Origin of the sequence: Klebsiella sp. Q11 (assembly GCF_964241505.1) — a bacterium.
Lineage (GTDB): Bacteria > Pseudomonadota > Gammaproteobacteria > Enterobacterales > Enterobacteriaceae > Klebsiella > Klebsiella michiganensis.
In genome coordinates, this window is record NZ_CAXSXW010000004.1 from 198423 (window position 1) to 220140 (window position 21718).

General features: G+C 56.3%; 21 protein-coding genes. 14 read left to right on the forward strand and 7 right to left on the reverse strand.

Features of this window, described 5'->3' with window-relative positions; translation table 11 throughout:
• Positions 1 to 245 precede the first annotated feature (245 nt).
• The 3 genes from ACESQ2_RS08090 (at position 246) to ACESQ2_RS08100 (ending at position 1980) form a co-directional block, all read left to right on the forward strand.
• Positions 246 to 500: a hypothetical protein gene (locus tag ACESQ2_RS08090; RefSeq protein WP_032694471.1), complete on the forward strand. Its 255-nt coding sequence runs from the start codon at positions 246 to 248 to the stop codon at positions 498 to 500.
• Between the two features lie 28 nt (positions 501 to 528).
• Positions 529 to 789, forward strand: a complete 261-nt coding sequence (locus ACESQ2_RS08095) for a hypothetical protein (protein WP_014229513.1) — start codon at positions 529 to 531, stop codon at positions 787 to 789.
• A 102-nt stretch (positions 790 to 891) separates the two neighbouring features.
• Positions 892 to 1980 carry an AAA family ATPase gene (locus tag ACESQ2_RS08100; protein ID WP_014838607.1) on the forward strand — a complete coding sequence of 363 codons (1089 nt, stop codon included), beginning with the start codon at positions 892 to 894 and terminating at the stop codon, positions 1978 to 1980.
• Positions 1981 to 2053: 73 nt separating this feature from the next.
• Here the strand turns inward: ACESQ2_RS08100 and ACESQ2_RS08105 are convergent, their stop codons facing one another.
• Together ACESQ2_RS08105 and ACESQ2_RS08110 are read right to left on the reverse strand one after the other, a co-directional pair.
• The gene (locus ACESQ2_RS08105) at positions 2054 to 3304 is read right to left on the reverse strand and encodes an MFS transporter (RefSeq protein WP_025105768.1); all 1251 of its coding nucleotides are present in this window, start codon (positions 3302 to 3304) and stop codon (positions 2054 to 2056) included.
• Positions 3305 to 3359: 55 nt separating this feature from the next.
• A complete protein-coding gene (locus ACESQ2_RS08110; RefSeq protein ID WP_373170286.1) occupies positions 3360 to 6467 on the reverse strand; it encodes a beta-galactosidase in 3108 nt (1035 codons plus the stop codon).
• 207 nt (positions 6468 to 6674) lie between these two features.
• On the opposite strand from ACESQ2_RS08110, the gene ACESQ2_RS08115 reads away from it, so the two are divergent.
• From ACESQ2_RS08115 to ACESQ2_RS08125, 3 genes are all read left to right on the forward strand, one after another.
• On the forward strand, positions 6675 to 7745 hold the full coding sequence (locus ACESQ2_RS08115; RefSeq protein WP_025105766.1) for a LacI family DNA-binding transcriptional regulator: 1071 nt from the start codon (positions 6675 to 6677) through the stop codon (positions 7743 to 7745).
• 386 nt (positions 7746 to 8131) lie between these two features.
• Positions 8132 to 8566: a GNAT family N-acetyltransferase gene (locus ACESQ2_RS08120; RefSeq protein WP_064377314.1), complete on the forward strand. Its 435-nt coding sequence runs from the start codon at positions 8132 to 8134 to the stop codon at positions 8564 to 8566.
• 236 nt (positions 8567 to 8802) lie between these two features.
• Positions 8803 to 10011 (forward strand): diguanylate phosphodiesterase, encoded by a 1209-nt coding sequence (locus tag ACESQ2_RS08125; protein ID WP_373170287.1) that lies wholly within the window; start codon positions 8803 to 8805, stop codon positions 10009 to 10011.
• Positions 10012 to 10199: 188 nt separating this feature from the next.
• Here ACESQ2_RS08125 and iraP read toward each other — a convergent pair whose 3' ends face one another.
• A complete protein-coding gene (iraP, locus tag ACESQ2_RS08130; protein ID WP_004851215.1) occupies positions 10200 to 10511 on the reverse strand; it encodes an anti-adapter protein IraP in 312 nt (103 codons plus the stop codon).
• A gap of 127 nt (positions 10512 to 10638) precedes the next feature.
• Positions 10639 to 10923 carry a hypothetical protein gene (locus ACESQ2_RS08135; RefSeq protein WP_224259960.1) on the reverse strand — a complete coding sequence of 95 codons (285 nt, stop codon included), beginning with the start codon at positions 10921 to 10923 and terminating at the stop codon, positions 10639 to 10641.
• A 181-nt stretch (positions 10924 to 11104) separates the two neighbouring features.
• Between ACESQ2_RS08135 and ACESQ2_RS08140 the strand changes: the two genes are divergently transcribed.
• Positions 11105 to 12082: a DUF1852 domain-containing protein gene (locus ACESQ2_RS08140; RefSeq protein ID WP_046876489.1), complete on the forward strand. Its 978-nt coding sequence runs from the start codon at positions 11105 to 11107 to the stop codon at positions 12080 to 12082.
• A 27-nt stretch (positions 12083 to 12109) separates the two neighbouring features.
• Entirely contained in the window at positions 12110 to 13141 is a 1032-nt protein-coding gene (locus ACESQ2_RS08145) for a methionine synthase (RefSeq protein ID WP_032694476.1), read from the forward strand.
• A gap of 142 nt (positions 13142 to 13283) precedes the next feature.
• On the opposite strand, the gene ACESQ2_RS08150 is transcribed toward ACESQ2_RS08145, so the two are convergent.
• From ACESQ2_RS08150 to ftrA, 3 genes are all read right to left on the reverse strand, one after another.
• Positions 13284 to 13562, reverse strand: coding sequence for a hypothetical protein (locus tag ACESQ2_RS08150; RefSeq protein WP_014838599.1), 279 nt, complete (start codon positions 13560 to 13562; stop codon positions 13284 to 13286).
• Positions 13563 to 13780: 218 nt separating this feature from the next.
• Complete coding sequence (gene mgtS / locus ACESQ2_RS08155; protein ID WP_004102377.1) at positions 13781 to 13876, reverse strand: protein MgtS; 96 nt, start codon at positions 13874 to 13876, stop codon at positions 13781 to 13783.
• 135 nt (positions 13877 to 14011) lie between these two features.
• A complete protein-coding gene (ftrA, locus tag ACESQ2_RS08160) occupies positions 14012 to 15022 on the reverse strand; it encodes a transcriptional regulator FtrA (protein WP_032719183.1) in 1011 nt (336 codons plus the stop codon).
• A 67-nt stretch (positions 15023 to 15089) separates the two neighbouring features.
• Between ftrA and ACESQ2_RS08165 the strand changes: the two genes are divergently transcribed.
• The 6 genes from ACESQ2_RS08165 (at position 15090) to urtD (ending at position 21713) form a co-directional block, all read left to right on the forward strand.
• Complete coding sequence (locus tag ACESQ2_RS08165) at positions 15090 to 15482, forward strand: rhodanese-like domain-containing protein (protein ID WP_004851202.1); 393 nt, start codon at positions 15090 to 15092, stop codon at positions 15480 to 15482.
• A gap of 149 nt (positions 15483 to 15631) precedes the next feature.
• On the forward strand, positions 15632 to 16735 hold the full coding sequence (locus ACESQ2_RS08170) for a cobalamin-independent methionine synthase II family protein (RefSeq protein WP_046876491.1): 1104 nt from the start codon (positions 15632 to 15634) through the stop codon (positions 16733 to 16735).
• Between the two features lie 177 nt (positions 16736 to 16912).
• Positions 16913 to 18184, forward strand: coding sequence for an urea ABC transporter substrate-binding protein (urtA, locus tag ACESQ2_RS08175; RefSeq protein ID WP_014229499.1), 1272 nt, complete (start codon positions 16913 to 16915; stop codon positions 18182 to 18184).
• An 84-nt stretch (positions 18185 to 18268) separates the two neighbouring features.
• Positions 18269 to 19843, forward strand: coding sequence for an urea ABC transporter permease subunit UrtB (gene urtB / locus ACESQ2_RS08180; RefSeq protein ID WP_014229498.1), 1575 nt, complete (start codon positions 18269 to 18271; stop codon positions 19841 to 19843).
• Complete coding sequence (gene urtC, locus ACESQ2_RS08185; protein WP_014229497.1) at positions 19843 to 20916, forward strand: urea ABC transporter permease subunit UrtC; 1074 nt, start codon at positions 19843 to 19845, stop codon at positions 20914 to 20916. Before urtB ends, urtC begins: the two co-directional genes overlap by 1 nt.
• On the forward strand, positions 20916 to 21713 hold the full coding sequence (urtD, locus tag ACESQ2_RS08190; RefSeq protein WP_025105756.1) for an urea ABC transporter ATP-binding protein UrtD: 798 nt from the start codon (positions 20916 to 20918) through the stop codon (positions 21711 to 21713). Before urtC ends, urtD begins: the two co-directional genes overlap by 1 nt.
• Positions 21714 to 21718: the final 5 nt, after the last annotated feature.

Sequence of the window (21718 nt, forward strand, 5' to 3'; positions counted from 1 at the left end):
AAAGCGCTACACTCTGGCGAAAAGAAACGTCGCCAGAATGGGGGGATTGCCGTCATTTCAATTGATTAAGGTAATTCCTGGATATAAGATCCGTCGGGCGCGGGGGCAGGAAAGGCGGCAATTCATAAATAAGAACTATTGATGTTCACAATTCCTCTTTTTTCCTTCATCATTTGTCAGCTTTTACTCCTAATAATCAGCGCTTAGCTCAGCATAAGAAAGAAATTTTTTTACTCAAGGCCGGTATGAACTATAAGAAAGTACTGAAGAACACGTTGCTGCTTGCTCCCGTGGCGATCCTGAGTCTGCAAACCCCTGTCTGGGGCGCAGAGGCCACGAAAACGGCGACCTGCCAGAAGGCGTCGCCTGCGGTGGACAAAGAAGGCGTGCCGTTACCGCCCGTTGTTGGTAAAGAGGGCGCGCAGCCGGCCTCCGCCAAAGACAAGTCCGGCCACGGCGGCGCAACGGCCAACTGTCAGCCTGCGGCCATCGAAAATTAATCATTGACCTCAACCCGGGAGGGACATGGTGCACCCGTTAATTAAGGTGATGCTGGTTGGAGGGAAGGGCGACGGCCTGATGGTTAGCGTTGCCGATAACGCGACGGAGATTTCCGTGACGCCTGCGCAGTACGGCGCGAAATCCGGCCAGCCGCTGAGCTACAGAATCGTATCGCAGACCATTGACGATGAACGCTATTTTTTCGGCGTTTTCAACGAGAGCCATGAGGATACGGACAAACTCAAAAGAGTCGCGCTGACCCGCGGCATGAAAAAACTCTTCAGCTAAGCCGGAGCCGGGCGGCAAGCCGTCGTCCGGTCCGCGCCTGTTTTGTTTTCCTTTCGCCTCCGATACAGTAGCGCCAAACGCTTTTATCAGTTTCGGGAATCTATGATTAACCATATCCGGATAAAAAATTTCAGATCGGTCAGGGATATTGAGCTGGAACTCGGTGCGCTGAATATCGTCTTTGGCCCCAACGGCTGCGGTAAATCCAATATCTATAAAGCCATCCACCTGTTAACCGCCTGCGCCGACGGGAAGTTTTCCGGCTATATCAGCGATGAGGGCGGGCTGGAAAACATTATGTGGTCCGGGCCAGGTGCGCCGACCGACCGCTTTCCGCGGCGGCTGCAGATTGGCTGTCTGACCGACGAGTTTGACTACCAGCTGCAGGTGGGTTTTCCGGAAAAGCTGCCTTACCCTACCCAGTTTCAGCTGGATCCGATCGTTAAAGAGGAGTCGATCTGGCTGGCGGGATTTTCCCGACGTCCTTCATCGCGGGTGCTGGAGCGTAAAAACCAGGCGGCGTTCCTGGTGGATGTGAATGGCGAAAAGAGTACCTTTACCGACGCCATTTACGAGAATGAATCGATTTTTGGCCAACTGGGCGAGCCGCACCGTTTTCCGGAGGTCTCGCGGGTCAGGGAAACCATGCGCCACTGGCGCTTTTATCACGAATTCAATATTGGCAGACTCTCACCGCTGCGACACCCGACGGTAGGCTACCGCTCGCCGGTGCTCGACAGCGATGGGCATAACCTCGCCGCCGCCTTTCAGACCATCGTGGAAATCGGCGCCGAAGAGCTGCTGCATGAGATCCTCGGCGAAGCGTTCCCGGCGTGTACCTTTTATTGTGAAAACGAAAACTCGCGTTTCTCGATGAAGATGCGCCGTAACGGCGTCTGGCGGCCTTTACTGGCGGCGGAAATGTCCGACGGCACGCTGCGCTTCCTGTGCCTGGCGGTGGCGCTATTAAGCCCGCGCCCTCCGGCATTTCTGGCCATTAACGAGCCGGAAAACAGCCTGCATCGTCAGATGTTCCCGGCGCTGGCCCGGCTGATTGTCGAAGCGTCCCGCTATAGCCAAATCTGGTTAACCAGCCACTCCGCCGAGCTGGCTGAGCTGATTTCATCGATGGCGGAAGCGCGTCTTTACGGGCTGGAAAATAGCGACGGGGAAACGCGGATCGCCGGCTAGCGGCAACTGCCTTACCCGGCGTCTTAACGGTGTATTGCCGACGCGCCGCCGGAGGGTTTCCGGCGGCCTGGCGTTATGCTGCCGCCGGGAGCAGGGTTTTGCTGCCTTTCAGGGTAAACAGCGAAATGACGGTAAAGCTCAGGGTAATACAGCCCAGGATCAGATAAGCCTGATGGAAGCCGACGGTATCATACATCCGTCCTACCCAAGCCGAGAGCACAACGCCCGACAGCTGTTTCGATAAATTAAAGCCGATCAGGAACAGCGTCGCCGAAAGTTTTGGGTTAAATGCCGACGAGATATATTTAAAGGTGCCAACCAGCAGGAAGGGGATCTCAAACATATGCAGCATTTTTAATATAATCACTTCCACCGCCGAGGTCGCGAAAGAGGAGCCTAAAATTCGGACTGACATAATTACCCCGGCAATTAACAGGGCATTCTTGGCGCCAATTCGGTTAATAATTGCCGGCGCGCAGAACATGATCAGCGCATTGAGTAATTCCCCACCGGTGGTCACGAAGCCAAACACTTCGGTGCCGCGCTGCGGGCTGGCGAAGAAGCCTTTAAAAAAGTTGGCGAACTGCTGGTCGAAAACGTCATAGACGCTGGCGACGCCAACGACATAAATAATAAAGCCCCAGAAGCGCGGCATCCGCAAGAGCTCGGCGGCGGTGCGCATGGAGAAAGCCTGACGGTTGACGCCCAGGGCGTCGATAACCTCGGCGCTATTGCTGCTTTCCGGCTTCGAGACCCACAGCAGCACGCCGAGGATCAGCGCGAAGCCGGAGGCGATCCAGAAGGTGATATTGGGGTCGATACTAAACAGAATGCCGGTGATCGAGGCGCACAGCGCCCAGCCGACGCAGCCGGAGACGCGCACTTTACCGTATTCAAAACGGTTGGCGCGGCTGACGCGTTCAATATAGGCTTCTACCGCCCCGGAGCCGCTGGAGAAGACGATCCCCAGATAGATCCCGCCCACCAGCGCGCCCGCGATGATATTCATCTGCAGCAGCGGAGAGAAAACAAAAATAAAGAAGGGGGCAAACAGGATTAATAAAATCGTAATCGTCCACAGCAGATGTTTGCGCAGGCCGAGCTTATCGGAAATCAGGCCAAACACCGGCTGGAAAATTATCGCGAATAGCGAAATGGAGGAGAAGACAATCCCCGTTTCGGTTTTGGTTAAATGGTTTACTTCCGCCAGCCACACTGGGAAAAAGGGGAAGTAGGCTGACATAATGAAATAGTAGAAGAAAAAGAACAGCATGAAATATATAAAATTATGCCGTTCTCGTGGCGCGAGTTCAGAGAGTTTCATTGTGAATATTCCATATTATTATGCCTGTAAGGTTGGGGGCTGGCGCCCCCGATTATTATTGGAAATGAATCGTTAACTGATATTGCCATTGTGTCTCAAGCAGCAGCCATTGCTGTAGTACGCTGGGTGTCCAGGAGTCATCGCCGCCGATGCCCATGTGTTGAGCATCGAGCGCGATCCAGACGCCGTTTTCCGGCTTCATCCTGTGCCAGTGATCGGTCTCCATTAACTGCTCGGTGCTGTAGGGCTGTACGGAGAAGTGGAAATCGCCCGCGACGTGCCAGCGCCCCCAGTCCAGCGCTTTGTTATCGCAGCGCAGGCCGTTTTCCGTCGGGAAAATGTACGGTGTGGTCATCTCTTCCAGCGGCAGCTGCCAGCGGGAGAAACAGGCGCTGGTGCGGCGGTCCGGATAGTTTTCATGCGGGCCGTAGCCGAGCCAGGAAACCGGTTGATGCTGGTCCGGAACCTGGAAATTCAGCCCGATGCGCGGCAGCGGCGGCAGGGTGCCGGCGCGTTCGCCATTGACCGCCAGATGCAGCTTGCCTTCGCCATCAAACGTCACCCGCCAGTGGCTGACAATCACCACTTCGTCGCCGCGCAGATAGTGCCAGCGGCTATCGATAACCACTTCATGGGCCAGGCGCTGGGCGTCGCACTGTACGCAGCGGGCGCTGAGGCCGTAGAGCCCGGCGCTCTTCCAGCGTTCAACCCAGGCGTTGGGGTCGATGCGCTCCACTTCGCTGACGCCGATATCGTTATCCAGCGGGGCGCGCACAAACTGGTCGCGCAGCGGCGTCAGCAGCTGTTCCACACCCTCTACCTGCCAGTGGGTCAGCAGGCCGCTCTCCCGGTCGATAGTCCATTGCTGCGAGCCGCTGCGTACGGTCCAGGCCGCGTCGCTGCTCTCCAGCGCTGGCGCCGTGCCGACGGGGGAAGGCCGGCGCAGCGCCAGCGGGGCGGCGAGCGGGAACTGCTGCCAGGCGACGCGATGCCCGGCGTCGGACCAGGCGGTGGCCTGCGGCTGGACAACCTCCAGCGTCAGCCACACCGCTTCGGCGCCCACGGGCAGCGTCAGGGCATCGCACAGCGTCAGCTCGCCCTGGCCTTCAGGGCTCAGCTCAAGCTTCACTTGACCCTCAGCAAAGGTTTCTCCGGCGGCCTGGACCTGCCAGCGCAGCGCTTCGTTATCGGTGGCGCGGAACAGATATTCGCTGCTGATGCTGATACGCAGCGGGGATTGCGCAAGCAGGGTAAACTGGAAGTACTGCTGCGCGTGTTTCGCTTCAATTAATGAAGGGTGCGGGCGGCGGTCGGGGAAGACCAGGCCGTTCATACAGAACTGGCGATCGTTCGGCGTATCGCCAAAATCACCGCCGTAGGCCCAGCCGACGCTGCCGTCGTCGAAGGTTTTGCTGATGGCCTGATCGGCCCAGTCCCAGATAAACCCGCCCTGCAGGCGCGGATAGTCGCGGAAGGCCTGCCAGTAATCAGCAAAGTTGCCGAGGCTGTTGCCCATCGCGTGGGCGTATTCGCAGAGGATCAGCGGGCGCTGCTCGCCCGGCAGACTGATCCACTTTTTGATCCCCCATTTCGGCACCGTCGGAATCCGCTGATCGCGCTCAACGCGGGCGTACATCGGGCAGATAATATCGGTGGTGGTGCTGTCGGCGCCTCCACCCTCGTACTGCACCGGGCGGGAGGGATCGTTGCGCTTCAGCCAGTGATACATCGCTTCATGGTTGCCGCCGCCGCCGGATTCGTTCCCCAGCGACCAGATAATAATCGACGGGTGGTTGCGATTGCTTTGCAACATCCGGCTGACGCGGGCGCTGAAGGCCGGCAGCCAGGCCGGATCGTCGGAAAGACGATTCATCGGCACCATGCCGTGGGTTTCAATATTGGCTTCGTCAACGACGTACAGGCCATAGCGATTGCACAGCTCATACCAGCGCGGGGTGTTTGGATAATGCGAGCAGCGCACGGCGTTAAAGTTGTTCTGCTTCATCAGCAGGATGTCCTGCACCATATCCTCTTCGGTCACCACCTGGCCGCGCTGGTGATGGTGCTCGTGACGGTTGACGCCGCGGATCAGCAGCGGTTTGCCGTTTAACAGCAGCAGGCCATTTTTGATTTCAACCCGGCGAAAGCCGATATCCCAGGCTTCAGCCTCGATCGTTTCATCGCCGCGGCACAGGGACACCACCGCCCGATAGCAGTTTGGCGTTTCCGCGCTCCACAGCGCCGGTCGCTCTACCGGCAGACGAATCGCCGCGCGTTCGGCATAGCTTCCGCGCTCATCGATAATCGGCGAACCCGGCGACTGCTGGTGACTGGCGACCAGACGATCGTCATCCCACAGTTCGATCTTCACCGTCAGCGCCTCCAGCAGCGCGACCGGCGCGGCGACGCTTAAGTTCACCAGCAGCTCGGCATCCCGATAGAGCGCATCGAGCTGCGGCGTGAGCTGAACGTCGCAGAGGTGCAGGGTCGGTTTGTTCAGCAGCCAGACCGAACGGAAGATGCCGCTCATGCGCCACATATCCTGGTCTTCAAGCCAGGTACCCGCGCTCCAGCGCATCACCATCACGCAGATGCGGTTATCACCCGGCTGAAGGTAGGGTGAGAGATCGAAGGCCGCGGGCAGGCGACTGTCCTGCGAATAACCGACCCATTCGCCGTTGCACCACAGATGAAAAGCCGAATTAACGCCGTCGAAGATAATCTGCGTCTGGCCGTCGGCTCGCCAGCTCTCATCGACGCTGAACGTCAGCGAGTAGCAGCCGGTCGGATTCTCCTCAGGTACGCGCGGCGGCGTAGTGTCGATCGGGTAGCGGACGTTGGTATAGATCGGAGCGTCGTAGCCTTCCATTTGCCAGTTTGACGGCACCGGCGTACTGCGGCTGTCCGGCAGATCGTCTTCCAGCCAGCGGGCATCCACGTCAAACGGGCTGCGGGCCCAGGAGAACTGCCACTGGCCATCAAGCCGGCGGCGGAACGCCGAGGGCTGGTTTTTCCGCGCCGCGTCGGTATCGCGCCAGCTGGCGAAAGTCGGGTGGGCCGGTAAACGGTTGAGATGGGTAATGGTCTGGTTCTGCCAGTCTTCGCGGGCGAGAATCTGATGGAACGTTGCTGCTGCGGCGGAATGAGAGTCGTGTTGTTGCATACGTATTCCTGACGGATAAGTGATAAAAATGTCATTCGCTAGACAATATAATTTTGTTATCAGTTATTTTCGCTATAGCCGCAATATTGGCGAAAATGAAACCCACTGGCGATCACGAAAAGCTGGAAAAACAGCTGATTTTTGTCGTCTTTTAAACATAAAATGTTAGCGGACGACATTGAGGTTTTAATTCAGAAGGAGTGTACTATGCAGCGTCGCCTGGCAACGCTTGACGATGTGGCCCGCGAGGCCGGCGTGTCTCAGCAGACGGTCTCCCGGGTGCTGAATAATCCGGACGTGGTGTCTGAACGAACCCGCGATAAGGTCATCCGCGCGATGCAGGCGCTGCGCTACGTACCGAACCGTTCCGCTCAGCTGCTGGCGGGGAAATCCGCGCCGTCGATTGGGCTGATCACCGCTTCGCTGACGCTGCACGCGCCTTCACAAATCGCCGCGGCGGTGAAAAGCTACGCCGGTCTGCATCAGCTTGAGGTCTCGATTGCGATGCCGGTGCAGGTTGACTATCCGTCGCTGCAGGCGCGGCTTAATGAGTTTCGCGCCCAGCATATTCGCGGCGCGATTATCAGCTTGCCGCTCGAAAGCAGCCTCGCGGAGCGGCTGGTGGTGGAAAACCCCGATATCGCCTGCATGTTTCTTGATGTTTCGCCGGAGACCGACGTGTGCTGCGTGCGTTTCGATCATCGCGACGGCTGCGGCGCGTGCGTGCGGCATCTCTGGGACGCCGGGCACCGGGAGTTCGGCCTGCTGGCCGGGCCCGAGAGCTCGGTCTCCGCACGCATGCGATTGAGCAGCTGGCGCGAGGCGCTGCATCGGCTGGGCGTCAGTAATGCGGTGACGGTGTTTGGCGACTGGAGCGCCGCCAGCGGCTGGAACAAAACGTTTGAGCTCCTGCATCATCATCCGCGCATTAGCGCCATCGTGGTGGCTAACGATCAGATGGCGCTCGGGGTACTGAGCGCGCTGGCGCAGTTGAATCGCACCGGCAGCCAGGCGATCTCGGTCACCGGTTATGACGATACCGCGGACAGCCTCTACTTCCAGCCGCCGCTGACCACCGTCGCCCAGGATTTTAACGTTCTGGGAAAAAGGGCGGTTGAGCTGCTCATCCAGCTAATGGCTGCCCCGCAGATGAAGATCCGCGAGCTGCTGCCGACGCGCCTGATTATCCGCCAATCCACCTGGCCCTGCGCGGGCGCCACGCAGGAGGAGAAAGAGGGTCTTGTCGCGCAGATCAAAGCGCTGGTGGAAAAGCTGTAAGCAACGGTCCGTTTAGCTTTCATTGATGTTGCGCGTGATAGCTTATCGGACAAGCGTACTCAGGGGGTTATGCCCTGAACGTAAAAATGCAAAACACAATCTATCCATGCAAGCATTCATTCACCGCCAGTCACATGGCGGTTTTTTTTTGCCCGTTTTCGGCCGTTGGAATATGGCGTTATTTTATTTAATTCTGCCTCCTGGTCGATTACTCGCCGCTGTTAAGCATAAATGCGCTGTTTTCACGCCGCGGTGTCAGAAAATTTCCCCGGCTTATACTTTTTTATCCAGCATAAAATGCTGTTGACCGGGGGCGGCAGGGCGCGCTTTTTTTAGCGCCATTCGGCTATGCTGAAAGCCAAAGCAGGCGAGTGAAAGGCAACGTCATGATGATATTAAAAGATAAAGAGCACGTGGACTCGGTTGACTGGCAGACGGTGGCGGAGATTATCGCCGCCGCAGGTCTCAATCAGCGGGACGTCGCGCTGGTGGAGCGCGCGTTTCGCCATAGTACCTTTTGCTGGTTTGGCTATGAAAACGGGCAGCTTATTGCCGTTGCCCGGGCGATTAGCGACCTGACCTGGTGCAGCTATCTGGCGGATGTCGCGGTGCACCCGCGCTGTCAGGGAAAGGGGTACGGGCAGCAGCTGATGCAATCGGTCAGCGAGCGGCTGCGGCCGTTCGGCAAAACCTTCATCTACTCGGTGGTGGATAAAGTCGGCTTTTATCGCCGCTTTGGTTTTGAAACGCTGACCACGGGCATGGTCTGCGCCAGCGAAGAGGCGATAGCGCGCATGCGCGAGCAGGGATTTGTTGGCTAGTAAATACCGCTTAAAAAAACGCATTTACCAAACGGTTTAAATGGCTGCTGAATGAATCACTGCCATTACCCGCGCCGCTGAGGATTATTTCGCTGGCCCTTGCCGGTTGCTGCCGTAAATAATCGGATAAACTTAGTCGGCTACAGCCGGTCCAGTTAATTATGACAGATAGCTGGGTTAAAAGGGTAAACTGTGTTACACAGTCCCATTCTCCTGGCAAACATCTGGATGGGATTATGCTGACAACTCTGATTTACAGAAGTCAGATGCATTTAACACAAGAAACCGATCTCATACTGCTGGTTGAAAAAGCGAATGCTGAGAACGCAGCACGCGGGATTACGGGCATACTTCTTTTAAAAGATAATGTTTACCTTCAGATAATTGAGGGGGATGAGTGCGTGCTTGAGCAGCTATTCAGCACGATCAAGCAAGACGATCGCCACCATCAGGTTGTCGAGCTGATGCGTGATTACGCGCCGCGCCGGCGCTTTGAAAACGTAGGGATGATGTTTTTTGACCTGAATAAACTGCAAACCGCTGACGTCCTGACAAAGGTTCGCCAGCTTAGCCAACTGAAAGGTTATCTTTCCACCGAAGAGCGCGTCTATAAATTTATCCATACTTTTATCAGTCAAAAAAGCGCTGCCGCGCCGTCACCCTTTTTACGGCCTGACAAATGGTCGCTTCATTCGCGTAAACATGCATTTCATGCGCCGCAAGAATCGTTTTTTGCCGGTCAATGTTGTCAGTTTGCTTTCCAGCCCATTATCGAACCGTTGGCCGGGAATATCACTTCGCTTGAAGCGCTTATTCGTGATAAAGACGGCGGTAGTCCCGCCAATTTCTTTGCCTCGATTCCGCCAGAGCAACGTTATGAAGTTGATCTCAAAGCGAAATCAGTTGCCTTTGCCCTGGCGAAAGAAATCAATATTGGCGACCATAAAATATCCATTAATATCCTTCCGATGTCTCTGGTTGTTATTCCTGATGCCATTGAATACCTGTTGCAGGAAATAAAAAAACAGGGTCTTGAACCTGAACAGGTGATCGTGGAGGTGACGGAAGATGAAATGATCTCCGGTTTTAGCCAGTTCAGCAGCGCGATAAAAAAACTGCGCGTCTCTGGTATGGGGCTGGCAATTGATGACTTTGGCGCCGGTTATGCTGGACTCTCGTTGTTGACAAAAATTCAGCCTGATAAAGTTAAAATCGACCGCGAGATTATTACCGATATCCATCAGAGCGGCCCTAAACAAGCGGTGGTAAGATCGATTATCAACTGCTGCCGTGAACTTGAGATTGCGGTGGTTGCTGAAGGCATAGAGCGGATAGAGGAGTGGTGTTGGCTCGAATCTGCGGGTATTAAACGTTTCCAGGGCTTTTTATTTGCCATGCCGAAAGTCAACGGCGTCGGTGACATACGCTGGCCTGGGGAAAAGTGAAGCCTGATTTGCCTTAATGTACCGAGCGGTTTGCCTCCAACAGCAGCGCAGGCGAGTAGACATTGCGTATTCCGCCTGGAGTATCCCTATTTTCTGAAGCTGAACCGGCCAATAGTTGCTGATGGCCGGTAAGCTCATGACTAAACGCAAGTCCTGCATATTCCCAATCTATAACAGACTGACCCTTGTTAATCATCGAGCCTGTCATGACTGATTTCATCTTCGTGGGTGCTTATCAACTGCGTGAGCGCTATTTGTTCCTGAAACTTGGTCAAAAGCAGTTCTGCGTCCGTCTTCAGAACGTCTTCAGATGATTCCAGTACCGAATTTATCGCTTTCGTTACGCTGCTAACTAATTCCGCGACCCCGCCTTCTTTGCCGATAGCGAGCATCAGCGCGCTAATGAGCAAAGACTGCGCCTCGACCTGGGCAGCAAGCTGCTTACTTTCGGCATCCATGGCGGAAATTTTAGCAATTATGCTGAGAATGACATTATTCATTGTATCCCTCAAATCAATAAGTTAGAGCGGGTTGTTGATGGCTATATTCGCTGTTGATAATCCGAATGAACCATAGAACATAAATATGCCAGAAAAAATATCGGTAGCGTTAGTCAGGTTTTGGACATCACCAAAGTAAAGCATGAAAACGCGCCGGTCCCACTTCCATTTTCCTCCAACGATCGCGCCCGACAGAGCGCAAAGGAGCATGAAGAGTGCGGTTGTTGAAAAGAAAGACGCCAGGCTTGAGGTCGTGTTTAGCCTGGCCGACCTCTGATGTTTCTTGCTTCAGCATCAACTCATACAGGCGAACAGGAAAAAATGTGCGGATGTTTAACCGGCAGGACAAGCTCGTTGGCAAGAGCGGCTGGCTCTGTTCAACGAGATACAGCATGGGCTGACGCCAGACCATGAATATGGCTCATGTTGTAATGAAATTAACTCGCTTTCACTCATCTAATGGCTCTGGCATAACATGCTGTATTCGATATAGATAATATGAAGATGAAGACTGCTTATGGAAGCCTGCGCCAGCCTGCAACCATCAGAAAGGACTGCAGTTTTTATCTCAGAACTTAGGATGCACATCTGCAATGAATCAACAATTTACCTTTACTATTAAACGCACTCTCTTTGATGAAAACTATAACCCCTCAGAAAATACGCGTATTACAACCAACTTTGCTAATTTAGCAAGAGGGGAAAATCGCCAGGAGAATCTGCGCAATACCTTAGTCATGATTGACAATCGTTTCAATACGCTGGCGCACTGGGATAACCCCAAAGGCGATCGCTATGCCGTTGTGCTGGAAATTATTTCAGCCGAAATGAATATCAGCGCCACCGGCGATACCTTTCCGGTGATTGAAATATTGCAAACCAGCATTATTGATAAAAAGACCGATGAACGTATTGAGGGTATCGTTGGCAATAATTTCTCTTCGTACGTTCGCGACTACGACTTTAGCGTATTGCTGTTAGACCATAATAAAGGACGCGCAGGTTTTAGCCTTCCGGAAGGATTCGGCGATTTGCACGGCAACATATTTAAACATTTCGTCAATTCAGCGGAGTACAAGGCCAATTTCAAAAAATCACCGGTTATTTGCCTTAGCGTCTCCAGCAAAGACACCTATCACCAGACCGGAAATCAACATCCTGTCCTGGGGCTCGAATACCGCCCAGAGGGTTCATCGTTGACTGAGCAATATTTTGGCAAAATGGGCCTGAAGGTTCGCTACTTTATGCCGAAAAACAGCGTTGCGCCTTTGGCCTTTTATTTCTCAGGGGATTTGCTGAGCGATTACACGAGCCTTGAGCTGATTAGCACCATCAGCACGATGGAGACGTTCCAGAAGATATACCGCCCGGAGATCTACAACGCCAACTCTGCCGCAGGACTCTGCTATCAGCCCGATCTGCATCATCAGGACCATTCATTAACCAAAATTGTTTACGATCGTGAAGAGCGCAGCCAGCTGGCGGTAGAGCAGGGGAAGTTTACCGAAGAGCACTTTATTAAACCGTATAAAAATATTCTGCAGCAATGGTCTGCTCATTACGCTCTTTAAGACATCGCATATATAAGGCTATCGATAATGACAAAATTATTACCCACTTCAACAGCCGGCAGCTTACCGAAACCGTCCTGGCTTGCAGAGCCTGAGAAACTGTGGTCCCCATGGAAACTGCAGAATGAAGAGTTAATTGCCGGGAAAAAAGACGCGCTGAGCCTGTCCTTATTTGACCAACTGCGCGCCGGCATCGACATCGTCAGCGATGGCGAGCAAACCCGTCAGCACTTTGTTACTACGTTTATTGAGCACCTCAGCGGCGTCGATTTTGAAAAACGAGAAGTCGTTAAAATCCGTAATCGCTACGATGCGAGCGTTCCGACCGTCGTGGGCGCCGTCGAGCGTCAAAAACCCGTTTTTGTCGAAGATGCGCGTTTTTTACGTCAGCTCACCAGCCAGCCGATTAAGTGGGCGCTGCCGGGTCCCATGACCATGATTGATACGCTCTATGACAATCACTATAAGAGCCGCGAAAAACTGGCCTGGGAATTTGCGAAGATACTTAATCAGGAAGCCAGGGAGCTGGAGGCCGCCGGCGTCGACATTATTCAGTTTGATGAGCCAGCCTTTAATGTGTTTTTTGATGAGGTTAATGATTGGGGCATCGCGGCCTTAGAAAGAGCCGTTGAAGGGCTAAAATGCGAAACTGCGGTACATATCTGCTATGGATACGGCATCAAAGCGAATACCGACTGGAAAAAGACCCTGGGAACAGAGTGGCGACAATATGAAGAAGCGTTTCCTAAGCTGCAAACATCCAGCATCGATATAATCTCGCTGGAATGTCATAACTCACGTGTTCCCATGGATCTGCTTGAACTGATTCGCGGAAAAAAAGTGATGGTTGGAGCCATCGACGTGGCGACCAATGCGATCGAAACGCCGGAGGAAGTCGCCGCGACCTTACGTAAAGCGCTGCAGTTTGTGGATGCCGATAAGCTTTATCCTTCAACCAACTGCGGCATGGCGCCGCTATCGCGTCCAGTGGCGAGCGGCAAGCTCAATGCGCTAAGCGCCGGGGCGGAAATTATCCGCCGGGAGCTGCAGGCTAAATAGAACCCTGGCAAAGGGCTGGAAGCCTCGCCGCAGCTGACGGATGTCCAGCGAATGGTATGTAAGGTATGCGAAATGCTTCTGGCTCAGATTTCATCATTCGCTGACCGGGCATAATCAGTACGTCGTGCCGGGCGCTCGGGCGCTACTTAAAATATTTATCGAGGGGATCGTGATGGCGGTATTTTCGGAAGAAAAACAGCCAGTAGACACAACCCAGAATAGCGCCCAGCCCGGCAAACTGCAGATAAAGTATTTTACGTCGGGCAAGCAGGTCCATAAATGAATACGCGCCTTTCCACATATCAATAATGCCACCGTTTATCACCAGGTCTGTAAACAGCGCAAGCCCCGGCAGAGCAACCGCGTACGCCGCCATAAGGTATAAAAGCGCCGCAATCCTCATTTTGGTATTGATGTGCATATTCTGCCTCCTTGCCCGTGATGACAAAGCATAACATAGCCTATCAACGATCGGCATCGAGTGGGCTGTTGAGGGATGTTCGGACGGAGTTTCTCCTGGTGACTGATACGATAAATTCTCGTGTATAAGGTGGTTCATCGATCGGCAAGCCAAAAGCAGAACGCCCCCTGGTGCATCGGCAGCAGGGGGCGTTTACGGATGGGGATTATCGTCGTTCATCAGTCATCCCATTTGTGGCTCAGGTATGCGGCAAGAAATCCAAAGAACAGAATGGTTCCCAGAACTGCCATAAATACATGCATATTTCCCAGCATGATTAACCTCCATTAGTTTTGCTATGCGCTATGTTGTCCTCATTGAACGGGTTTACGGTTGTTGGATACATCTTAACCCGACTAGTCTAAACAAACGCTTAACAAATTGCCCGGCGTGACTATTATCCATGTGAATCACTCTCCCTTTTTACCCGCCAGCGCGCTTTTCCTGTACTGCAACGGGCTAAGGGCAAACTGCTGGCGGAAGTGATGGCGCAGGGTGCTGGCATTTGAGAAACCGCAAAGCTCGGCAATCTGCTCAACGCTCAGCCGGCTGTGGGCTAAGTGCTGCGTGGCGCGCTGAAGGCGCTCGTCAAGCAGCCAGCGGGCGGGGGTTTTGCCGGTAGCGTCTTCGAAACGGCGTAAAAACGTGCGCTGCCCCATGCCGGTTCTTTCCGCCAGCGAGGCCACGGTGTGGCCAGCGGCGAGATTCTGGTGCAGGAAATCAAATAATTGCCCCAGCCGCTGGCTCTCCCGCGCTTTGGCCACCGGGCGAACAATCTGCTGCGCCTGCCCGCCGTCGCGATGGGGGGAAACCACTAACCGTCGGGCGACAAGATTCGCCGCTTCGACGCCAAAGTCCTCGCGCACCAGGTGCAAACATAAATCGATACCCGCGGCGCTGCCTGCGGAGGTCATGACGCCTTCGGCGCCGACGTACAGCACGTCATCGATCACCTCAATGCGCGGAAACCGCGCCCGCAGCTGGTCGGTATAGCGCCAGTGGGTGGTCGCCTGGCGGCCGTTCAGCAGCCCGGCCGCGGCCAGAACGAAAACCCCGGAGCAGATAGAAATTATCCGGCAGCCTCGCGCATGGGCGGCGACCAGCGCCTCGCACAGCGCTGGCGGCACGGGGGAGTCAATACCGCGCCAGCCGGGCACCACGATGGTGTCCGCTTCGCCTAACAGCGCCATACCGCCGTCGGTCATGAGCCGAATTCCGCCGGTTGCCCGCAGCTCACCGTCGTCGACGGCGGCCACGGCAAAGCGATACCATCGTTCGCCCATCTCCGGGCGCGGCAGGCCGAAGATCTCAACGGCGACGCCAAATTCAAAGGTACACAGGCCATCGTAGGCGAGGGCAACAACCCGGTGGCGTGACAACGTCACGGATGGAATTGTCAGGATTTCAGCGTTTTCAGTCATGGTTCTCGGCAGATGTCGCGCAGGCGGTTAATTAAAGTAGTGGTATCACAGACAAGGAGAAGATGCCATGAGTGTTGTAACCGCTATTGCCCCCGCCAGTTCTACCGACGCCGCCGCCTGGTTTCGTCATAAGCTAAGCCTCGAGACCGACTGCGCCGATGTCTACAGCGCGATGCGCGAAGGAGAAGTGGATTTTGTTCTGCTGCACGTCGTCGGCAGTGAGGAAACCTTTGCCCGTCGTCATCTCCCGGGCGCCCTGCATTTACCGCACCGACAAATTGATGAAACCAGAATGGCGCAGTGGCCTGATGACACGCTGTTTGTGGTCTACTGCGCCGGGCCGCACTGCAACGGGGCGGACGTCGCCGCCATGAAGCTGGCTCTGCTGGGGCGCCCGGTAAAAATGATGCTCGGCGGCCTGACCGGCTGGGAAGATGAAGGGTTGCCTTTCGCAAAGTGAATTTATTTCATGTGCCATGAAATATTGTCGTTTGCCGATGAAACCTCTGCATGCCAGTATCTGGACATATAGCCATCCAGAAGTCTATAAATTCAAATAATGAACTATCACGGTGGGTAATTAACTTTGCCCGCCGCTAAGGAGACACCATGCAACGTCATCAGGCCCCGTTCCGCGCAGATATTGTCGGCAGCTTTTTACGTCCGGACGCCATCAAACAGGCCCGTCAGCAGCTGGCCGCCGGCACCATCGACGCGCAGCAGCTGCGGCAGATAGAAAATGAGGCGATTCGCGATCTGGTGCAGCAGCAGTGCGAGTGCGGGCTGCATGTGGTCACCGACGGTGAGTTCCGCCGCGCGTGGTGGCACTTTGATTTCTTTGACGGACTACAGGGCGTTGAGCGCTACGATTCAGAAAAGGGCATTCAGTTCAACGGGGTACAGACCAAAGCGCACGGCGTTCGCGTCACCGGTAAACTGGCCTTTGGCGATCACCCGATGCTGGAAGATTTTCGCTATCTGAAGAGCATCAGCGGCAGCGCTCAGCCGAAGATGACCATTCCCAGCCCGAGCGTGCTGCACTTCCGCGGCGGCCGGAAAGATATCGACGCGACGGTGTATCCGGATCTCGCCGACTATTTCGATGACCTGGCAACCACCTGGCGCGATGCCATTCGCGCCTTCTACGATGCGGGCTGCCGCTATTTACAGCTTGATGACACCGTCTGGGCCTACCTCTGCTCCGATGAGCAGCGACAGCAGGTGCGCGAGCGCGGCGAAGACCCGGATGAGCTGGCGCGCATTTATGCCCGCGTTCTGAATAAGGCCCTGGAAGGGAAGCCTGAGGATCTGACCGTTGGCCTGCACGTGTGTCGCGGTAACTTCCGCTCGACCTGGATCTCCGAGGGCGGCTACGAGCCGGTTGCGGAAGTGCTGTTCGGCGGCGTTAACATCGACGCGTTCTTCCTCGAATATGACAATGACCGTTCCGGCGACTTCGCGCCGCTGCGCTACGTTCGCCCCGGCCATCAGCAGGTGGTACTGGGCCTGATCACCACTAAAAACGGGGAGCTGGAAAACCCGGAAGGGGTGAAGGCTCGTCTGCAGGAGGCGGCGCAGTACGTCCCGCTGGCGCAAATTTGCCTCAGCCCGCAGTGCGGTTTTGCTTCCACCGAAGAGGGTAACTCTCTGACCGAAGCCCAGCAGTGGGATAAAGTCCGCCTGGTCACCGGCATCGCCGCGCAGGTCTGGTAATCTCTCCATAGCGCAGCGTTGCACTATTTTAAGGCAACGCTGTGCACCCGCCTTTATTTTCCCCGTATTCTGCCGCGCTTTCAGACGCTTTCACAACCTGGCATCGTTTTTGCCTTATCACTTCCGGTGAGTCGTTAATTCATTTTTTTGTTTTTGCGCTATTCAGGAGTGACACACATGCAGCGTCGAACACTATTAAAAGCTTTTGCTCTCTCCGCCTCTGTTATTAGCATGGGCTTCTCCTTACAGGTTTATGCCGCCGACACCATTAAAGTCGGCATTATGCACTCGCTTTCCGGGACGATGGCGATTTCTGAAACCCCGCTGAAAGATGTCGCCCTGATGGCTATCGATGACATCAACGCCAAAGGCGGCGTACTGGGTAAAAAACTGGAACCGGTAGTGGTGGATCCGGCATCAAACTGGCCGCTGTTCGCCGAAAAAGCGCGTCAACTGCTGACGCAGGATAAGGTGGCGGCGGTGTTCGGCTGCTGGACCTCCGTATCGCGCAAATCGGTTCTGCCGGTATTTGAAGAGCTGAACGGTTTGCTCTTCTACCCGGTACAGTATGAAGGCGAAGAGATGTCGCCGAACGTCTTCTACACCGGCGCGGCGCCAAACCAGCAGGCGATTCCGGCGGTGGAATACCTGCTGAGCGAAGACGGCGGCGGGGCGAAACGCTTCTTCCTGCTCGGTACCGACTACGTCTACCCGCGCACCACCAACAAAATTCTCCGCGCTTTCCTGCACGCCAAAGGCATTCAGGATAAAGACATCGAAGAGGTCTATACCCCGTTCGGCTATAGCGACTATCAGACTATCGTCGCCAATATCAAGAAGTTCTCCGCCGGCGGTAAAACCGCGGTGGTCTCTACCATCAACGGTGATTCCAACGTTCCGTTCTATAAAGAGCTGGCTAATCAGGGGCTGAAAGCGACGGACGTGCCGGTGGTGGCCTTTTCCGTGGGCGAGGAGGAGCTGCGCGGGATTGATACTAAACCGCTGGTGGGCAACCTCGCGGCGTGGAACTACTTCGAGTCCGTCGATAACCCAACCAATAAACAGTTTGTTGCCGACTATCGCGCTTACGCCAAAGCCCACAAGCTGCCAAACGCCGATACCGTGGTAACCAATGACCCGATGGAAGCGACCTGGGTTGGCCTGCACATGTGGGCGCAGGCGGTGACGAAAGCAGGATCGACCGATGTCGACAAGGTGCGTGATGCCATGGCCGGCCAAACCTTCAAGGCGCCGTCAGGCTTTACCCTGACCATGGATGCCACCAACCATCACCTGCACAAGCCGGTAATGATTGGCGAAATCGAAAGCAACGGCCAGTTTAACGTGGTCTGGCAGACCGAAGAGCCGGTACGCGCCCAGCCGTGGAGCCCGTGGATTGCCGGGAATGATAAAAAACCGGATCACCCGGTTAAAACCGTCAGCAACTAAGCGTTAGACCCCGGCGCCGCGCCGGGGTGAATGATTCAGTCTTCCGGGCCCGAAGCCCGGATTTCCCCGAAAAGGAGAACGACCATGAACGCATTACGCCTCATGTGTTACTTCGCGCTGCTGATGGTCTTGATACCGTGGCGGGCGCAGGCAGCGGACGCCGACGATTTTGTGGCGGCCAATCGCAGCCAGCAGGCTCAGCTGCTGGAACAGTGGGCCGCCGCGCCCGAAGCGCCGCGTTTACCGCTGCTGCGGGCGCTGAAAAGTGAAACATTGCAATCCGATAGCGGCGGTCATGCGTTCAGCAAACAGGGCGACAGCCTGCTGGCGCTGGGCGCGGTTCCGGCGCCCGTCGGCCCAACAAAACCGGTGCGCCTGACCAACCGCCTGCGTAACCTGGCGGCAGGCGCGCTGGCGACGCATCTCCTGGTTAGTGACAACGTCACGGAAAGGGCCGCGGCGGCGAAAACCCTGCAGCGCGAAGCGACGCCTGAGATGGCGGGGTTGCTACAGCAGCGTCTGACGGCGGAAACCGACGGCGCGGTGAAGTCGCAGCTGGAAATTGCGCTGGCCCGTTTACAGCTTGTCAGTCCTCAGCCCGCACAGCGGCTGGCGGCCATTGAGCTGCTCGGCCACTCCGGTGACCCGGAAACTCAGGCGCTGCTGACGCCGTATACCGATGCCCGGCATGAGCCGGACCCGGCGATTCGCGCGGCGGCCCAGGAGAGCCTGAGTAAAATCCAGCACCGCCTGCTGCTGGGCGATCTTCTCGGCCAGGCTTTTATGGGCCTCTCCCTCGGTTCTGTCCTGCTGCTCGCCGCGCTCGGTCTGGCCATCACCTACGGTCTGCTCGGGGTGATCAATATGGCCCACGGCGAGATGCTGATGATTGGCGCCTACAGCTGCTGGCTGGTTCAGCAGGCGCTGGCGCAGCTGGCGCCGCAGTGGCTGGCCTTCTATCCGCTGATTGCGCTGCCGGTGGCGTTCCTGATCACCGGCGGTATCGGTATGGCGCTGGAACGCACCGTGATCCGTCATCTGTACGGGCGCCCGCTTGAGACGCTGCTCGCCACATGGGGGATCAGCCTGATGCTGATCCAGCTGGTACGGATGCTATTTGGCGCGCAGAACGTTGAGGTCGCCAATCCGGCATGGCTCTCCGGCGGCGTGCAGGTTCTGCCGAATCTCATCCTGCCGTGGAACCGTCTGGCGGTACTGGTTTTCGTGCTGCTGGTGCTGCTGTTTACCTGGCTGACGCTGAACAAGACCCGGCTAGGGATGAACGTGCGGGCGGTAACGCAAAACCGCGCGATGGCGGCCTGCTGCGGCGTGCCGACCGGACGGGTCGATATGCTGGCGTTTGGCCTCGGTTCGGGGATCGCGGGGCTGGGCGGCGTCGCGCTGTCGCAGCTCGGTAACGTCGGGCCGGAGCTGGGCCAGGGCTACATTATCGACTCCTTCCTCGTGGTGGTGCTCGGCGGCGTTGGTCAGCTGGCGGGCAGCGTGGCGGCGGCGTTTGGTCTTGGCATCTTTAACAAAATCCTTGAACCGCAGATGGGAGCCGTGCTGGGTAAGATCCTGATTCTGGTCTTGATTATCCTGTTTATCCAGAAACGTCCCCAGGGACTGTTCGCCCTCAAAGGGAGGGTTATTGACTGATGAGCCAACCTATTACCTTAACGCTGGCGCGCAAAGCGCCGCGCCCGCTGCGCTGGTTCGGCGTGCTGCTACTGCTGGGCCTGCTGAGTATGCCGTTTCTGGCGCTGCTGCCCGCCACGCATCCGCTGGCGGTCTCCACCTGGCTGCTGACGCTGACCGGCAAGATCCTCTGCTACGCCATTGTCGCCGTGGCGCTGGATTTGGTCTGGGGCTATGCCGGGATGCTCTCGCTTGGCCATGGGATCTTTTTTGCCCTCGGCGGCTACGCCATGGGCATGTACCTGATGCGCCAGGCGGCGGGCGACGGATTGCCGGCCTTTATGTCGTTTTTGTCGTGGAGCGAGCTGCCGTGGTTCTGGTGGGGCACCCAGCATTTCGCCTGGGCTATGCTACTGGTGGTGCTGGTGCCCGGCCTGCTGGCGCTGGTTTTCGGCTGGTTTGCCTTCCGCTCGAAAATCAAAGGCGTCTATTTTTCGATTATGACCCAGGCGCTCACCTACGCCGGGATGCTGCTGTTTTTCCGTAACGAAACCGGCTTTGGCGGTAACAACGGTTTTACCGGCTTTACCACGCTGCTCGGTTTCTCCGTCACCGCCATCAGCACGCGGGCGGCGCTGTTTATGGCCACGGTACTGCTGCTGTTGCTCACCCTGTGGATTGGCTATTTGCTGGCGCAAAGCAAATTTGGCCGCGTGCTGACGGCGGTGCGCGATGCTGAAAACCGCCTGATGTTCTGCGGCTACGACCCGCGCGGCTTTAAGCTGCTGGTATGGACCCTTTCAGCCGTACTGTGCGGCCTGGCGGGGGCGCTGTACGTGCCGCAGGTCGGGATCATCAACCCCAGCGAAATGTCGCCGACCAACTCTATCGAAGCGGCCATCTGGGTGGCGCTCGGCGGTCGCGGAACCTTAATCGGCCCGGTGCTCGGCGCGGGGCTGGTCAACGGCGCGAAAAGCTACTTTACCGTGGCGATGCCGGAGTACTGGCAGCTCTTTCTGGGGCTGATTTTTATTATCGTGACGCTGTTTTTACCGCGTGGCGTTATCGGCCTGCTGCGTAAAGGAGATCGCTGATGCCATTGGATGAAGAGCTATTTACCCGCCAGCTGCCGACGGACCGCTTTCGCGAGCAGACCGATCCGGTACTGCAGCTGGAAGAGATTAACGTCAACTTTGACGGTTTTCAGGCGTTGACCAACCTGTCGCTGCAGATTGGCGTGGGCGAGCTACGCTGCGTGATTGGGCCGAACGGCGCCGGTAAAACCACCCTGATGGACGTCATCACCGGCAAAACCCGGCCGCAGAGCGGCAGGGCGCTTTACGATCAGTCGGTGGACTTAACAACCCTCGATCCCATCGCCATCGCCCGCCAGGGCATCGGGCGCAAGTTTCAGAAACCGACCGTCTTTGAGGCGCTGACGGTGGCAGAGAATCTCGAACTGGCAATGAAAGGTGATAAATCGGTGTGGGCCAGCCTGCGGGCGCGCCTGAACAGCGAGCAGGCCGACCGAATCAGCGAAACCCTCCGCCTGCTGCGGCTGGAGGGCGAACGCTATCGGCCGGCGGGGCTGCTGTCGCACGGGCAAAAGCAGTTTCTGGAAATCGGCATGCTGCTGGTGCAGGAGCCGCATCTGCTGCTGCTGGACGAACCCGCCGCCGGGATGACCGATGCGGAGACAGAATATACCGCCGAGCTGTTCCGTACCCTTGCCGGGCAGCATTCGCTGATGGTGGTCGAACATGATATGGGCTTTGTCGAGACCATCGCCGACAGAGTGACGGTGCTGCATCAGGGACAGGTGCTGGCGGAGGGGTCGCTGCGCGAGGTGCAGGCCAACGAACAGGTGATTGAAGTTTATCTCGGACGCTAAGGAGC

Excerpts from the sequence above, each read along its gene's own strand:
- ACESQ2_RS08170 (WP_046876491.1), top strand. The coding sequence starts at position 15,632 with ATGCAACGTCATCAGGCCCCGTTCCGCGCAGATATTGTCGGCAGCTTT.
- urtB (WP_014229498.1), top strand. The coding sequence starts at position 18,269 with ATGAACGCATTACGCCTCATGTGTTACTTCGCGCTGCTGATGGTCTTG.
- iraP (WP_004851215.1), bottom strand. The coding sequence starts at position 10,511 with ATGAATAATGTCATTCTCAGCATAATTGCTAAAATTTCCGCCATGGAT.
- urtC (WP_014229497.1), top strand. The coding sequence starts at position 19,843 with ATGAGCCAACCTATTACCTTAACGCTGGCGCGCAAAGCGCCGCGCCCG.
- ACESQ2_RS08105 (WP_025105768.1), bottom strand. The coding sequence starts at position 3,304 with ATGAAACTCTCTGAACTCGCGCCACGAGAACGGCATAATTTTATATAT.
- ACESQ2_RS08120 (WP_064377314.1), top strand. The coding sequence starts at position 8,132 with ATGATGATATTAAAAGATAAAGAGCACGTGGACTCGGTTGACTGGCAG.
- ACESQ2_RS08090 (WP_032694471.1), top strand. The coding sequence starts at position 246 with ATGAACTATAAGAAAGTACTGAAGAACACGTTGCTGCTTGCTCCCGTG.
- ACESQ2_RS08115 (WP_025105766.1), top strand. The coding sequence starts at position 6,675 with ATGCAGCGTCGCCTGGCAACGCTTGACGATGTGGCCCGCGAGGCCGGC.
- ACESQ2_RS08125 (WP_373170287.1), top strand. The coding sequence starts at position 8,803 with ATGCTGACAACTCTGATTTACAGAAGTCAGATGCATTTAACACAAGAA.
- ACESQ2_RS08140 (WP_046876489.1), top strand. The coding sequence starts at position 11,105 with ATGAATCAACAATTTACCTTTACTATTAAACGCACTCTCTTTGATGAA.
- urtA (WP_014229499.1), top strand. The coding sequence starts at position 16,913 with ATGCAGCGTCGAACACTATTAAAAGCTTTTGCTCTCTCCGCCTCTGTT.
- ACESQ2_RS08150 (WP_014838599.1), bottom strand. The coding sequence starts at position 13,562 with ATGCACATCAATACCAAAATGAGGATTGCGGCGCTTTTATACCTTATG.
- ACESQ2_RS08100 (WP_014838607.1), top strand. The coding sequence starts at position 892 with ATGATTAACCATATCCGGATAAAAAATTTCAGATCGGTCAGGGATATT.
- ACESQ2_RS08135 (WP_224259960.1), bottom strand. The coding sequence starts at position 10,923 with ATGGTCTGGCGTCAGCCCATGCTGTATCTCGTTGAACAGAGCCAGCCG.
- ACESQ2_RS08110 (WP_373170286.1), bottom strand. The coding sequence starts at position 6,467 with ATGCAACAACACGACTCTCATTCCGCCGCAGCAGCAACGTTCCATCAG.
- ACESQ2_RS08165 (WP_004851202.1), top strand. The coding sequence starts at position 15,090 with ATGAGTGTTGTAACCGCTATTGCCCCCGCCAGTTCTACCGACGCCGCC.
- mgtS (WP_004102377.1), bottom strand. The coding sequence starts at position 13,876 with ATGCTGGGAAATATGCATGTATTTATGGCAGTTCTGGGAACCATTCTG.
- ACESQ2_RS08145 (WP_032694476.1), top strand. The coding sequence starts at position 12,110 with ATGACAAAATTATTACCCACTTCAACAGCCGGCAGCTTACCGAAACCG.
- ftrA (WP_032719183.1), bottom strand. The coding sequence starts at position 15,022 with ATGACTGAAAACGCTGAAATCCTGACAATTCCATCCGTGACGTTGTCA.
- urtD (WP_025105756.1), top strand. The coding sequence starts at position 20,916 with ATGCCATTGGATGAAGAGCTATTTACCCGCCAGCTGCCGACGGACCGC.